Annotated in this window: 11 protein-coding genes; 7 read left to right on the top strand and 4 right to left on the bottom strand. The window is 61.0% G+C overall.

Annotated elements, in window-relative coordinates:
- Positions 1-75: 75 nt before the first annotated feature.
- The 5 genes from ELH03_RS26070 (at position 76) to ELH03_RS26050 (ending at position 8,139) form a co-directional block, all read left to right on the top strand.
- On the top strand, positions 76-1,149 hold the full coding sequence (locus tag ELH03_RS26070) for an efflux RND transporter periplasmic adaptor subunit (protein ID WP_128401435.1): 1,074 nt from the start codon (positions 76-78) through the stop codon (positions 1,147-1,149).
- Complete coding sequence (locus ELH03_RS26065; RefSeq protein ID WP_128401434.1) at positions 1,146-2,231, top strand: efflux RND transporter periplasmic adaptor subunit; 1,086 nt, start codon at positions 1,146-1,148, stop codon at positions 2,229-2,231. Before ELH03_RS26070 ends, ELH03_RS26065 begins: the two co-directional genes overlap by 4 nt.
- A complete protein-coding gene (locus ELH03_RS26060; RefSeq protein ID WP_128401433.1) occupies positions 2,228-5,299 on the top strand; it encodes an efflux RND transporter permease subunit in 3,072 nt (1,023 codons plus the stop codon). The genes ELH03_RS26065 and ELH03_RS26060 overlap by 4 nt, the downstream gene beginning before the upstream one ends.
- Before the next feature lie 76 nt (positions 5,300-5,375).
- Complete coding sequence (locus tag ELH03_RS26055; protein WP_128401432.1) at positions 5,376-6,536, top strand: alpha/beta hydrolase; 1,161 nt, start codon at positions 5,376-5,378, stop codon at positions 6,534-6,536.
- Between the two features lie 151 nt (positions 6,537-6,687).
- Positions 6,688-8,139, top strand: coding sequence for an NCS1 family nucleobase:cation symporter-1 (locus tag ELH03_RS26050; protein WP_128401431.1), 1,452 nt, complete (start codon positions 6,688-6,690; stop codon positions 8,137-8,139).
- A 66-nt stretch (positions 8,140-8,205) separates the two neighbouring features.
- On the opposite strand, the gene ELH03_RS26045 is transcribed toward ELH03_RS26050, so the two are convergent.
- The gene (locus tag ELH03_RS26045; protein ID WP_128401430.1) at positions 8,206-10,089 is read right to left on the bottom strand and encodes a HAMP domain-containing methyl-accepting chemotaxis protein; all 1,884 of its coding nucleotides are present in this window, start codon (positions 10,087-10,089) and stop codon (positions 8,206-8,208) included.
- 199 nt (positions 10,090-10,288) lie between these two features.
- Between ELH03_RS26045 and ELH03_RS26040 the strand changes: the two genes are divergently transcribed.
- Positions 10,289-10,999: a DUF4272 domain-containing protein gene (locus ELH03_RS26040; RefSeq protein ID WP_128401429.1), complete on the top strand. Its 711-nt coding sequence runs from the start codon at positions 10,289-10,291 to the stop codon at positions 10,997-10,999.
- Positions 11,000-11,159: 160 nt separating this feature from the next.
- Positions 11,160-12,203 (top strand): magnesium/cobalt transporter CorA, encoded by a 1,044-nt coding sequence (corA, locus tag ELH03_RS26035; protein ID WP_128401428.1) that lies wholly within the window; start codon positions 11,160-11,162, stop codon positions 12,201-12,203.
- A gap of 57 nt (positions 12,204-12,260) precedes the next feature.
- On the opposite strand, the gene ELH03_RS26030 is transcribed toward corA, so the two are convergent.
- The 3 genes from ELH03_RS26030 to ELH03_RS26020 form a co-directional block, all read right to left on the bottom strand.
- Positions 12,261-13,031, bottom strand: a complete 771-nt coding sequence (locus ELH03_RS26030; protein WP_130766902.1) for a phosphotransferase enzyme family protein — start codon at positions 13,029-13,031, stop codon at positions 12,261-12,263.
- A 32-nt stretch (positions 13,032-13,063) separates the two neighbouring features.
- The gene (locus tag ELH03_RS26025; protein WP_128401426.1) at positions 13,064-13,933 is read right to left on the bottom strand and encodes an MBL fold metallo-hydrolase; all 870 of its coding nucleotides are present in this window, start codon (positions 13,931-13,933) and stop codon (positions 13,064-13,066) included.
- Positions 13,934-14,040: 107 nt separating this feature from the next.
- Complete coding sequence (locus tag ELH03_RS26020; protein ID WP_128401469.1) at positions 14,041-14,397, bottom strand: hypothetical protein; 357 nt, start codon at positions 14,395-14,397, stop codon at positions 14,041-14,043.
- Between the last annotated feature and the right edge of the window lie 156 nt (positions 14,398-14,553).

Raw genomic sequence — 14,553 nt, 5'->3', positions numbered from 1 at the left:
CTGCGGCACAAAGTTTCATTGACTAATGCGTCAGTCAATTATATAGGAGCTGCCGTTGAGAGCAAGAGGTCAACTATGAGAACCATTCTGGTCGCCACAGCAATCGCATGCGCCATCGGTCTCGGATCATGCAGCGATGAGCGCGGGCCGACTGAGCCAACCCCACGGCAGGTCGGCGTCGTCGTCGCCAAGCCTGAACCGCTGGTCCAAGGTGGCGCGATCACCGGAGAAGTCCGCGCCCGTGTCCAGACCGATCTGTCCTTCCGCGTCAGCGGCAAGATCATCGAGCGGCTGGTGGAAGTCGGACAATCCGTGAAGGCGGGGCAACTTCTCGCCCGCATCGATCCGGAAGAACAGAAGGCAGACCTGGATGTGGCGGCAGCCAATCTTCAGTCGGCTGAGGCGCAGCAGACCCAGGCGCAGCTCGCATATGACCGCCAGCAGAGCCTGTTTCGAACGCAGGTGACGACGCGTGCGGCACTCGACCAGGCGCAGGAGGCGCTTCTGACCGCGCAGGCATCGACGAAGTCGGCGCAGGCGCTCTTCGAAACCGCCCAGGATACTTTGTCATATACGGAGCTGAAGGCGGACGCCGACGGGGTGATCACCGCCCGCAATGCCGAGGTCGGGCAGGTGGCGCAGGCCGCCCAGGTCGTCTTTACCCTTGCCCATGACGGCGACCGGGATGCCGTCTTTGAGGTGGTCGAAAGCGCGTTCCTGCGCCCGATCGACGGCGACGGAACCGTGACCCTTCTGTCGAACCCGACGCAAAAGATCGCGGCGAAGGTGCGCGAGATTTCGCCGACGATCGATTCCTCTACCGGAACCATCAAGGTCAAGGTCGCGATATCGAGCGACGCTCCGATCCCTCTCGGCGCCCCCGTCGTCGGAAGATTCAATTACGTCTCGCAGGACGTCATCCAGCTTCCCTGGTCGACCATGACGTCCAAGGGCGGCAAGCCGGCCGTCTGGATCGTCGATCCCGCATCGTCTGCGGTTTCGGCAAGGGCAGTGGATGTCGCCGGCTACGAGACCGGCAGCTTCATCGTGAAGTCAGGCGTGTCGGAAGGAGATGTTGTGGTGACCGACGGGACCAAGTTCCTCAGGGCGGGTGAAATCGTGTCTTATGTCAAGGAAGCTTCCAAGTGAGTATTCGTCTCAACATAGTCGCACTGATGGTGGGCACGGCCCTGATCTCCTCCTGCGCGCCGCAGGAAGAAAGCAAGGAGGAAGCGCCCCGTCCCGTGCTGTCGATGACAGTCAAGCAGACGCCCGCTACGAGCCTGGGCCTGACCGGCACGATCGAACCGACGATCGAGACCGAACTCGGTTTCCGGATTCTCGGCCGGATGATCGCCCGCAACGTCAATGTCGGAGATCTCGTTAAGAAGGATGACGTCGTTGCCGCGATCGATCCGCTGGCGCTGGAGCTTGCCGTGCGCAACGCCCAGTCGGACGTGGAAAACAGCGACGCCCAGCTCAGAAACGCGGTGACCACCGAGCAGCGCCAGCGCGCGCTGCTGGAGTCGCGCTCCGGCACCGAAGCCTCGCTCGAAGAGGCCGAGCAGGCAAGGCGAACCGCCGCAGCCGCCGTCGCCAAGGCGCAGGCCAATCTCGACAAGGCCAAAGAGCAGCTCGGTTATGCGCAGCTTCGGGCGGAATTCGATGGCGTTGTGACGGCGACCTCGGCCGAGGTCGGCCAGGTGGTGTCGGCCGGCCAGACGGTCGTGACCATCGCCCGACCGGACAAGCGCGACGCCGTGGTCGACGTGCCCCAGGCCGCCGCCCAGAAACTGAAAATCGGCGCGCCCTTCGAAGTGACGCTGCAGCTCGCTCCGACGATCCGCACGTCGGGAGTCGTGCGCGAGATCGCCCCGGAGGCGGAGACCGCTACCCGTACGAGCAGAACCAAGATCGCGCTCGCTGATCCACCTGAAGCCTTCAGGCTCGGCTCCGTCATCTCAGCCTCGGCGACCATTGCCGCCGACCTGCAGATCGTCCTGCCTTCCTCGGCAATCCTTGTCGGCAGCGATGGCCCGAGTGTCTGGATCGTCGATGCGCCTGCCAGGAAGGTATCGCTTCGCCGCGTGAAGATCGACGGCGACGTCGAAGACGGCGGCACCGTTCGCGTCACCGAAGGGCTCTCCCCCGGAGAAAGGGTAGTCGTGGCAGGCGTGCATAAACTTGAAGATGGCCAGGCCATCAGGATCGACCAGGAGATCAGCCAGTGAAGTCCTTCAATCTTTCCGACTGGGCGCTCGAACACCGTTCGCTCGTCTGGTACTTCATGATCGTCTTCATTCTCGCAGGCGCCTTCTCCTACGTGAAACTCGGCCGCGAGGAAGATCCGAACTTCACGATCAAGACGATGGTGATCACCGCCCAGTGGCCCGGCGCCTCCGCCGAAGAGGTGACGCGGCAGGTGACCGACAGGATCGAGAAAAAGCTCCAGGAACTGGAATCGCTCGACTACACCAAGAGCGAGACTGTTGCCGGCCAGACGACCGTCTTCGTCGAGCTGCTGCCGACGACCAAGGCAAAGGATGTCGCGCCGACCTGGCTGCGCATCCGCAACATGATCGCCGACATCAAGGGCGACTTCCCCACCGGGGTCGTCGGTCCCTTCTTCAACGATCGCTTCGGCGACGTCTTCGGCAACATCTACGCCTTCACCAGCGACGGGCTTACCCAGCGTCAGCTTCGCGATCTCGTGGAAGACGCCCGTTCCAAGGTTCTGACCGTGCCCAACGTTGGCAAGGTCGATGTGGTCGGCGCTCAGGACGAGGCGATCTATCTCGAATTCTCCACACGCCAGATCGCCGCCCTCGGGATCGACCAGCAGTCGGTCATCCAGACCCTGCAGGCGCAGAATGCGGTCACGCAGTCCGGCTTCGTTGACGCCGGGCCGGAGCGCATCGCATTGCGGGTCAGCGGACAATTCACCTCCGAGGACAGCCTGAGATCGATCAATCTCAGGATAAACGACCGCTTCTTTCCGCTGAGCGATGTCGCCACGATCAAACGCGGCTACGTGGATCCGCCCTCGGCGTTATTCCGCTTCAACGGCCAGTCGGCGATCGGCCTTGCCATCGGCATGAAGCAGGGCGCCAATCTTCTGGAGTTCGGCGAGGGGCTCGACGCGCAGATGAAGCGGGTCGTCGCTGATCTTCCGATCGGCGTGGACGTCCACCGCGTTTCCGATCAGCCGGCCGTTGTCGACGAAGCGGTGTCCGGATTTACCCGCGCGCTCTTCGAAGCGATCGTCATCGTCCTGATCATCAGCTTCATCAGCCTTGGTCTTCGCGCCGGCATGGTGGTGGCGATCTCCATTCCGCTCGTTCTGGCGATCACCTTCGTGGTGATGGAATATTCCGGCATTTCGCTTCAGCGCATCTCGCTCGGCGCGCTCATCATCGCGCTCGGGCTGCTTGTCGACGACGCCATGATCGCCGTGGAGATGATGGTGGCCCGCCTGGAGGCGGGCGACGATCTCAGGAAAGCCGCCACCCATGTTTATACATCGACCGCCTTCCCGATGCTGACGGGAACGCTCGTCACCGTTGCCGGCTTCATTCCCGTTGGTCTCAACAACAGCGCCGCCGGTGAATTCACGTTCACGCTTTTCGTGGTCATCGCAGTTTCGCTGATCGTCTCCTGGGTGGTGGCGGTGCTGTTCACGCCGCTTCTCGGCGTCACGATCCTGCCGAAGACGATGAAATCGCATCACGAGAAGAAGGGCCGCTTCGCTTCCGTCTTCTCCTGGCTTCTGGGGCTGGCGATGCGCTGGCGCTGGGTCACCATCATCCTCACGGTCGGCGTTTTCGGGCTTTCGATCGGCGGCATGGGGCTGGTGCAGCAGCAGTTCTTCCCCAGCTCGGACAGGACCGAGCTCGTCATCGACTGGAACCTTCCCCACAACAGCTCGATCGCCGAAACCAACAGGCAGATGGCCAGGTTCGAAAAGGAGATGCTGGCCGGCAACAAGGATATCGATCATTGGACGACCTATGTCGGCCAGGGCGCGCCACGCTTCATCTTGTCCTTTGACGTGCAGACCCCCGACGTGTCGTTCGGACAGACGATCATTGTCACCAAAGGGCTCGACGTGCGTGACAAGGTGCGGGCGGAACTGCAGGCCTATCTGACGAAAACCTTCCCCGGCACCGACGCCTTCGTCAAGCTTCTCGACATCGGTCCGCCGGTGGGCAAGCCGGTGCAGTACCGGATCAGCGGCCCCGATATTCAAAAGGTCCGCGATCTCTCGCAGCAGTTTGCCGGCGTCATGGGATCACACCCGCTTCTGGCAAACATGGTCCTGGACTGGAACGAGCCGTCCCGCGTGGTGAAGGTCGATGTCCTGCAGGACAAGGCGCGCCAGCTCGGCGTATCCTCCGAAGACATCGCTACCGCGCTTAACGGCATCGTCGAAGGCTCGACGGCCACCCAGGTTCGAGACGACATCTACCTGGTCAACGTCATCGGCCGCGCCAGGGCATCCGAGCGCGACTCCATCCAGACGCTTGAGAATCTGCAGCTCTCCACCTCCAACGGCAAGGTCGTGCCTCTCTCCGCCGTGGCGAATTTCCGCTACGAGCTCGAGCAGCCGACGATCTGGCGTCGCGACAGGCAACCCACCATAACGGTCAAGGCAGCCGTCGTCGGTCCGACGCAACCGGCCACGATCGTCGCCCAGCTGAAGCCCAAGGTGGAAGAGTTCCAGAAAAACCTTCCCGTGGGATACAAGGTGGAAGTGGGCGGCGCGGTCGAATCCAGCGCCGAGGCGCAGGGGCCGATTGCAGCGGTCGCTCCGCTGATGCTGTTTGCGATGGCGACGATCCTGATGATCCAGCTGCAAAGCTTCAGCCGCCTCTTTCTGGTGTTCGCCGTCGCGCCGACGGCCCTGATCGGCGTGGTCGCGGCGCTGCTGCTGAGCAATTCCCCTATGGGCTTCGTCGCGATCCTCGGCGTGCTTGCGCTCATCGGCATCCTGATCCGCAACTCCGTCATCCTGGTCGTCCAGATCGAACATCTGCGCAGTGAAGGAATGGCGCCCTGGCAAGCGGTCATCGAGGCCACCGAACACCGCATGCGGCCGATCATGCTGACGGCCGCGGCAGCCACGCTGGCGCTGATCCCGATCTCGCGCGAGATCTTCTGGGGCCCTATGGCCTACGCCATGATGGGCGGCATCGTCGTCGGAACCGCGCTCACCCTGCTGTTCCTGCCTGCGCTCTACGTCGCGTGGTTCAGGATCCCGAGGGATAAAGGCGGTGAGGCCGCTGCCGTGGCAGACGCGTGAGCACGGGCTTCGACATCAATCGCATGCGGCCGCCGTGGCGGCCGCTGCAGGTCCTGGCTTCCAAGGAGAGAACTGGATGACGGAACAGCGTTTGAACGAGTTTCCGATGGGGGCTAAGGCGATGCTGGTCGCGATTGGCCTGGCGATGCTCGCCGGTTGCGCCACGAGGCCGTCGGCTGGTGTGTTGAAGCCGGTCCATCTGCCGGTTCATCTCAATGCATCCGATGAAGCCGCCTCGAACCACGTAAACGTGCTCGCTGCGACAAACAGGAACCCCGACACCGCGCGCGGCGGGTTCGGGAGCGCCTGGGCTGACAATCTCACCTACGAGCAATATGCGTTTTCGGTCCCTCCCAACCGGAAGGACACCGCGATCACATATCCGACCTCGAGGCCGGATCCCGAACGCCAATTTGCCGTCATCAGGCGCAAGCAGCTTCCAAGGGACGCATTCGTAGAGGAGGCCCTCCGCTCCACGCAGTCAGATGGCACCGTCGGCATCTTCGTCCATGGCTACAATTATAGTTATCAAGAGGCGTTGTTCCGCACCGCGCAGATCGCCGCGGACGCCAATATTCCGGGCTCTCCTATTCTGTTTTCGTGGCCTTCGGCCGCCGCCGTCGCCGGCTATGTCGCCGACCGCGATGCGGCGCTGTCCTCGCGCAGCGACCTCGACTCGCTTGTCACCTCGCTCTCGGCTTCAGGAAAGGTGAAACGCATCATCCTTTTCGGACATAGCATGGGCGGATTCCTGGTCATGGAGACCGTGCGCCAGCTCAAACTGCAGCATCGCGACGACGTCATCGGTAAACTGGCGGTGATCCTGGCCGCCCCTGACATCGACGTCGATGTTTTCCGGTCCCAGCTGAAGGATATCGGGCGAATGCCGGTCCCGATATCTCTTCTCGTTTCGAAGGACGATCGGGCGCTGGTGGCCTCGAGCTTCATAGCGGGAGAGCGGGCGCGCGTCGGACGCCTCGATATCGACGATCCCGTCATCAGGGAGGCTGCCTTAAAGGAAAGGCTTCGGGTCATCGATATCACGTCGATCCAGGCGTCCGACGGGTTAGGGCACGACCGCTACGCATCGCTTGCCAAGTTCGGCGCCCAGCTTGCCTCCTTCGAAAGTGGGAGACGGTCGAGCGCCGGCGACGTTGGCGCCTATGTCTTCGATGCCGCCGGCGCCGCAGTCGCAAGTCCGTTTCGCCTGGCCGGACGTGTCGTCGGCTCGCAATGATGAGAACTGGTGTCTCAGGAGGCGTCCGTGGCTAATCCTGAGGCATCGTCAAGAGATGTGTATAATGTGACTATTAAATTGTCAGCTGCACAAATGAAGAGCAGACTTCCGCCTGTGGTCGATTTGGCCTCAGGGATAGGGGAGGGCATTCATGAGCGTACGAAATCCATCTCCCTCGTTATACAACGAGGATCTTGCACCCGCCGAGGAGCGCAAATGGGGTGCATTCAGCATCTTTAACGTCTGGACATCGGACGTCCACAGCCTGTGGGGCTACTATCTGGCGGCGAGCCTGTTCCTGCTGTGTGGCAGCTTCGTCAATTTCGTCATCGCCATCGGCATCGGATCTCTGGTCATCTTCATTCTGATGAGCCTGGTCGGCAATGCCGGCGTGCGCACCGGTGTACCCTTTCCGGTTCTGGCGCGCGCCTCCTTCGGCACGTTCGGGGCGAACGTGCCGGCACTGGTCCGGGCTGTGGTCGCCTGCTTCTGGTATGGGGCGCAGACCGCCGCCGCATCCGGCGCCATCGTTGCCTTGCTGATCCGCAACGACAGCCTGCTTGCCTTTCACCAGAACAGCCACTTCCTCGGCCACTCGACGCTCGAGGTCATCTGCTACGTCATCGTCTGGGCGCTGCAGCTGCTGATCATTCAGCGCGGGATGGAAACGGTTCGCAAGTTCCAGGATTGGGCCGGTCCGGCCGTCTGGATCATGATGCTGGTGCTCGCGGTCTATCTGGTCGCCAAATCAGGCACCTTCTCCTTCGGGTCCGAAATCCCGCGCGACGTGCTGATCGAAAGGACCAAGGATGCGGGCGTGCCGGGTGAGCCTGGTTCGATTGCAGCGCTAGCTGCCGTGGCCGCCACCTGGATCACCTATTTCGCAGCGCTCTACCTGAACTTCTGCGATTTCTCGCGCTACGCAACGAGCGAGAAGGCGCTCAAAAAGGGTAACCTCTGGGGGCTGCCGATCAACCTCCTGGCGTTCTGCCTCGTCGCAGGTGTGACGACCACCGCCGCCTTCACCGTCTACGGAGAGGTGCTGCTGCATCCGGAACAGATATCGTCGAAATTCGACAGCTGGTTCCTGGCGCTGCTGGCCGCGCTGACATTCGCGATCGCAACGCTCGGCATCAACGTCGTGGCGAACTTCGTGTCGCCGGCCTTCGACTTCGCCAATGTCTTCCCGCGCCAGATCAACTTCAAGCGCGGGGGATATATCGCCGCTCTGATCGCTCTCGTGCTTTACCCGTTTGCTCCCTGGGAGACGGGTGCGGCGCATTTCGTCAATTTCATCGGATCGACGATGGGGCCGATCTTCGGCATCATGATGGTGGATTACTATCTCATCCGGAGAAGCCAGCTGAACGTCGAGGCGCTCTATCATGAGAATGGCGAGTTCCGGTTCCAGAACGGATGGCACGGCAATGCCTTCATCGCATTTGCGGTGGGCGTGCTGTTCTCCTCGATCCTGCCGACCTTCACCACCATCCTGCCGGACTGGTGGGGAACCTACGGCTGGTTCTTCGGCGTCGCCATCGGCGGGGCGATCTATTTCGTGTTGAGAATGGGCGCGCGGCGCAATCCGGCCTTCGCGTCGTGACCGAATAAAAGGCGCCCGGCAATCGCCGGGCGCCTTTTCATGTCTGGTTTTTTGCTGTCGCCTGTTTCAACGGCGAGCGGCAACCGCATGCACGGCTGCACGAGCCGCGGGCTGCGCCATCGTTCTCGCCGTCGAGCGAAGGGCTGAGGAATGGCTGGAGGCCACATCATCGAGCTTGAACTGGGCGATGAGTTCGCGAAGCTTCTGGGCTTCCTGGGCGAGCGAATCGGATGCCGCCGTCGACTGTTGCACCATGGTTGCGTTCTGTTGCGTGGTCTGGTCCATCCGGTTGACCGCGACGTTGACTTCGCTGAGGCCGATGGACTGCTCCTTCGCTGAGGTGGCGATCGAATCCATATGGTGATTGATCTGGGTGATGAAGCCGCCGATGGTCTTCAAGGCCTGGCCGGTATCGCGCACCAGCTTGACGCCGCCTTCGACCTCCTTCGAGGAGTTCTGGATCAGGCCCTTGATTTCCTTGGCAGCACTTGCCGAGCGCTGGGCGAGTTCGCGGACTTCCTGGGCGACAACGGCGAAGCCCTTGCCGGCCTCGCCGGCTCTTGCTGCTTCCACACCGGCATTCAGGGCGAGAAGGTTGGTCTGGAATGCAATTTCGTCGATGACGCTGATGATATTGGAAATCTGCTGCGACGAGGTCTCGATGCGTTCCATCGCCTCTTCGGCGTGGGAAACGACCTCAGCGGAGACCCCGGCGCTGCGATTCGCCTCCGTGGCCACCGTGCGCGTCTCCTCGGTTCGCTTACTGGAGTTCGATACGTTCGCCGTGATCTCCTCCAGCGCGGCTGCCGTCTCTTCGAGCGAGGCTGCTTGCTGCTCCGTGCGCTTTGCAAGATCGCTCGCCCCGGAAGAAATTTCCCGCGTGCCTTCGTCGATCGTGCCGATGCTGTCGGAAATTGCTCTCAGCGTCGCGCCAAGCTGGTTGACGGACTGGTTGAAGTCATGGCGAAGCGCCTCGAAGTCGGGGGCGAAGGTGTCGTTGAGCTGGAAGGCGAGGTCGCCTGCTGCCAGCCGCTTCAAACCGGCGGCGAGACCCGAGGTAGCAATGCGCAGCCGTTCCGAGGCGTCAGCTTCCGCCTGCTGCTGAGCGGCAAGGCGATCGGCTTCCGCCCTGTTGCGATTTTCGTCGGCTTCGATTGCCATCCGCTTGTTGGTGATCGCTGCCTGGCGAAAAATCTCTACCGCTCCCGCCATCGATCCGATTTCGTCGGCGCGGTCGGCAAACGGAATCTCTGAACCGGTGTCTCCCTCGGCCAGCCGCCGCATCGAGGCGGTGATGCCGGTAATCGGATTGGCGATGCCAGTCAGTACGAAGGCGACTGCGCCAAGAACGAGCAATCCCGCAAAGCCGATCGCGGCAAGCAGGTAGAATTCTATGGAATCGAAGGCTTCCTTGCTAAGCTCGGCAGCCTTGTTGCTGCCACTGACGTCCAATTGGACCAGGGTCGCCGTGGCTTCCTTGAGCTTATCCGAATAAGAGCGCATCTCGCCGCCCAGATATTGCCCGGCTTCTTCGGTCTTGTTGGCGCGGGAAAGTGCGAGCAGTTGCGAGCTGCTGGCGATGTAGCCTCCAACGCTCTCCTTGATCGTCTTGATCAGTTCGCGCTCGTGGTCGGACGACGCCAGCGGAAGATAGGCGTCCACCGATTTGCCAACTGTATCCTCGGCGACTTTAATGGCCTCTTCGCGCGTTTTCTTTTCCGCATCCGACTGCGCGATGATGTGATCACGATAGGCGAGGCGCAAATTCGTCATGGCGAGATTGATCGCCTGCGACGCCTGCACGCTCGGCAGCCAATGGGTCGCAATTTCCTCGGTGGAGCCGTTCGTCTTTCGAAGACCGTCGACCGCAAGATAAGCGACAAGCCCGAAAAGAAGAGCTGTACCGCTGAAAATCAACAGCAAACTCGATTTTATGTTTGGACGACGCATTGAAAGTCCCCATCGAACATCCGGTTTCGTACCGGATTGGCCAAGGACTTTTGTATCGAAAAGAATTTAACGATTTGTTCCATATGTAAAAACGCCGTTTACCAGTTTTCCGGAAAACTGCCGCCGCCTTCGGGCTCCGGCTCCCTCAACAGCCGCAAAATGCCTATCGATGCTGCGTCAGGGATGAGAGGAGCCAGATATGATGAAGCGCATATTTTCCGTCCTTCTTGCATTGATCCTTCCGGTGCAGGCAGCCGTTTCGCAACCCGCTGACGAGGCCGGGGCGCGCAAAGCCCGGTCTATCGCCCAGCTTCAGTCGGAAGGCGTGCCGACCATCGATCATCTGCCGACCATCGAGCCCGAAAGCGAGAGCACTCGCCGAGATACAAAGGCTGTCGTTCAGCGCACGATTGCGCTTGCGATCGTTGCCGTGAAAGGCGAGACCGGCGACCACGAAATGGGTCAGGCTCTCATCCGCCAGTTCGACGCGACAAGTTTTCTCACCCCGAAGGAACGGGCCTTCATGGACGATCCCGATCCCTCGGATCAGGACCGGACCAACTTCACCTGGCGTTACGAGGGTGTGCACGTCATGTTATGGGCGCTCGGGATCACCTCTGAGCTTGAACGCCCCGACCATATTTGCGACGTGCCATTCATTGCCAACACGCTTCGTGAACTAGGGACGGACGGCTTGATGCGTCGTGGCAAGCTTCGTCCGCAGAAAGAACTGCTCGACGCCGCCGACCTCATTTACCGCTACGATTGGGCCGCAGTGAACGCGCGGCTGAAGGGCGAAGAGCCCCCTGCCGGATTGGACAAGGGCGTGGTTTATGAACGGCATTATGCCCTCAACTGGCTGACCGGCTACATGGATCAGGATTGGGACGATATTTCCACGGACACATGACGCCGGCCGGCGCCTGGCCACGACGAAGGCGCCTGGTCAGATCCACACCGACGCGGATGATGCATGTTTTACGAAATAGCATTATGATCGGCTGAGCGCCTGACTGGCGGAGGGGCTGGCCGCGGATATGTGATCCGTGCGGAATGGAGGACGGCAGGATTTGGAACGGCTAAAGGATCTTGACGGTATTTCCGCGCGAGCAGGTGGCGGTTCTACATCGCCTCCGATTGAACGGCCTGGCGTGGTGGCTGCAGCCGTTTACCAGCATGGGCAACGCATTCGCGACATCAGGATAGAAGAGGCCGGCGAATGGCGAAGCCGGGAGAATGCCATCGTCTGGATCGGTCTGCACGAGCCGGATGAAGTGTTGCTGCACCAAGTCCAGGCCGAGTTCAATCTCCATCCGCTGGCGATCGAGGATGCAGCGCAGCCCCACCAGCGCCCGAAGCTGGAGATTTATGGGGACGCGATGTTCATCGTCGCCCGGACCGCCCATATGAAGGATGACGAAATCATCTTCGGCGAAACGCACCTGTTCGTCGGTCGCGGTTATGTCGTCTCCGTTCGCCACGGGGACTCGTCCTCCTACCTGGCGGTGCGGCAGCGATGCGAGGCGACGCCAGCCGCACTTGCCCATGGCGAGAATTATATCCTCTACTCCATCCTTGATTTCATCGTCGACAACTATATGCCGGTGATCGAGGTCGTGCAGGAGGAGGTCGAAAAGCTCGAGGATCTGGTGCTGCGCGAACAGCTGGCAAAATCCGATATCGAGCGGCTTTACCTGTTGCGGCGCAAGCTGCTGCGGCTGCGCAATGCCGTGGTGCCGCTGGTAGACGTCTGTCGGCGATACGAGCACATCGATCTTCCCGGCATGGATCCGACGCTCCAGTCGCTGTTTCGCGATGTGACGGATCACGTGCGCCGGGTTCAGGAAGATATCGATGCGCTGCGCGAGGTTCTCGCCTTCGCCTTCGAGGCCAGCGTGATGATTGGCCAGACGGAGCAGACGGCGATCGCCCGCAAGCTTGCCGCCTGGGCGGCGATCCTCGCCGTTCCCACCGCGATCGCCGGCATCTACGGGATGAATTTCAGCGATATGCCGGAACTGAAAACCCAGTATGGCTATTTCGTCGTGCTAGGCGTCATCGCCTTCTTGTGCCTGTTCCTCTTCGGTTTCTTCCGTCGGAAGAATTGGCTCTAGATATGTGACGTAGAGGGCACGGACGGGTTATGCGGGGAACCGGTTGGCGAAGGCGCGTCAGCAGAGGGTCTTCAGCAGTCGATCCCGATAGCTTCTGACATAGTCGATATCGCGCAGATACAGTCGGGCGTCTCCAGCATTCACGTCTTCCGTGAATGTCGCATCTCCGGCCGCGGCGCTTGCCAGCATGAAATCGACGAGCGCCTGAAGCCGCCGGCAGATCATCTCCGGGAGCTGGAGCCGGTCTTCCATCGTCGCCCCATATGCCGTGCAGAAGATTTCCGCCCGCCGTAACTGATCGTCGAGGCCGAAGGTCACATCAGGATTGGCGGGATCGGATAGAGGCGCCCAGCGGTAAACCGAATAGGCCAGATCCCATATGCGCGGCGCGGGATGGGCGGTGTCGAAATCGATGATCCCGACAGCCGTATGACCTGCAGTGGCGACGTTATAGGGCGCGTAATCTCCGTGGCATACGATCTCGTACGGTTCCTGCGGCGGCAACATCCATGTCTGGACCTCGCGATCCGATTCCAGAAAACCTTGAGACGCTGAATGAAATTCACGCAGAAGATTGGCTGCGGAAAGAAGCATGCGCTCCGATCCGACAAACTGGTCGCTCAAGTCTTCGCAGACGCGCCCGGTGACGTAACTGACCACTTCCTGGTTCCCGGTTATTTCAATGGGATCAGGCGCTCCCGAAAAGCCTCTGCTCCTCAGATGGCGCAAAAACCGGTGCGCGGTCGGCGTCCACGCGCCGGAAGGCCTGATCACGGTGTTGCCGTCACGCCAGATCTGCCCGGCTCGTCCGCCCTCCAACAGTTTCATTTTCCGGTCTCCAGACGTCCGCTAAGCGAATTTCAGTTTTCGAGATGGGCCTGAACCGTCGCGCCAAGGTTTGTCTTATGGCAGTTCCGGTAGAACGCCACCACGTCGGAAGGCATTCCGTCGGGGATGGGGACGAAGTCTTCAAGCCGCAGGCCGCTTGAACTGGCGAGCTGCGGATCGGCCAGCTGGCTCTCGCTCAAACTGCCGACGCGATCGGCCAGGGCTTGGAAATAGGCGAGGTTCTCATCCACCGCCGAAGGGGAGTACGTCCGGCCATGCGCTGGGATGATCAGTCTTGCATACAGGTCACGTATCCGCTCGAGCGAGGAACGGATAAGGCGGAGATCATCAGCACTTTTGCTCCAGACTTCGGGAACGGGATACTCCACCGCGTCGACGGCCAGGCAGATGCGAAGTTCGGGAATCCATACGGCGATATGGTCGGGCGTGTGTCCCGGCGTATGAATGAGTTCCAGCGTCAGATCGCCGCCGTTGAGGGTCATCGAGCCTGTGAACGTGATATCGGGACCGATGAGGTCGACATTCCGAAACCTCGAATCCTGGCTTGCCTTGTCCCTCAGGACCTCGCGTGCGGAAGGGTCGCGTAAACGGTCGAGCGCGGCGGCATGCGCGATAATCGGAGCGCGCCCCGCAATGGCGGCATTTCCCCAGAAATGATCCCAATCCATGTGCGAATTGATGACGATCAGCGGGCGAACTTTCATCTGTTCCTCGAGCAGGTCCAGCGCCGTCAGGCAGAGTTCCGGCGTTCCGAGCGTATCGATCAGCACATTGAACCTTTCGGTCCGGACAAACACGGCATCAACCTCATCCCCCGCCCTGACGATCACGATTCGATCATCGAGTTCGGGATATGAACACAATTCCACCGATGGATTCACGTCTGGTTGCCTCTATCTCAAACACAGCGATTTCATTCGGATACATCAAGTCTCGTTGGGGCGCCCGATCTTTCAGAACGGTGCGGGGCGGCGGAGGGGCTTCCCGTCTAATTTGGCTTCCGCTCTACCGGAACATGTACATCCCAACGTCTCATCACGCTGTTCGGCACTGCGACCGTGCATATCACCATCACGCTCAGTTTCGAGCGGCCAAGGCTCTTCGGCGTCCACTGTGTTTCGAGCGGGACCGCACATCGGGGAACCAGCGTCTTCAGGTTGGGCTCCAGCACGTCCCATTGCTCCTGCCCCTTGGCGTTCTCGTGCGAAATGAAGCGCCTGGCCTCCTCGCGGATTTCGAACAGGCCATGCGTGTGCTCCGTGGAACGATCGGTCTCGATGCTCCAGGAGGCCAGGCACAACGCGCATGCCGACAAGGCGGCGCTGAGGAGTATCGATCGAAGCAATGGTGCGCCGTCAGCAGCCAAGTGGGTCACCCTCCCGGGAAGTGAAAGACTACCCATACGGCACCAACCTTCAAGGTCTCTCTGCAGAGCGAGGGCCCGGGAACGCCTCTCATCGATCCCGCGCCAATACGGCCGACGATGTCCGGCGCATCGCGA

It is taken from the genome of Rhizobium beringeri (assembly GCF_004306515.1).
GTDB classification, from domain to species: Bacteria; Pseudomonadota; Alphaproteobacteria; order Rhizobiales; family Rhizobiaceae; genus Rhizobium; species Rhizobium beringeri.
This window is presented reverse-complemented; position numbering and strand designations above follow the sequence as displayed.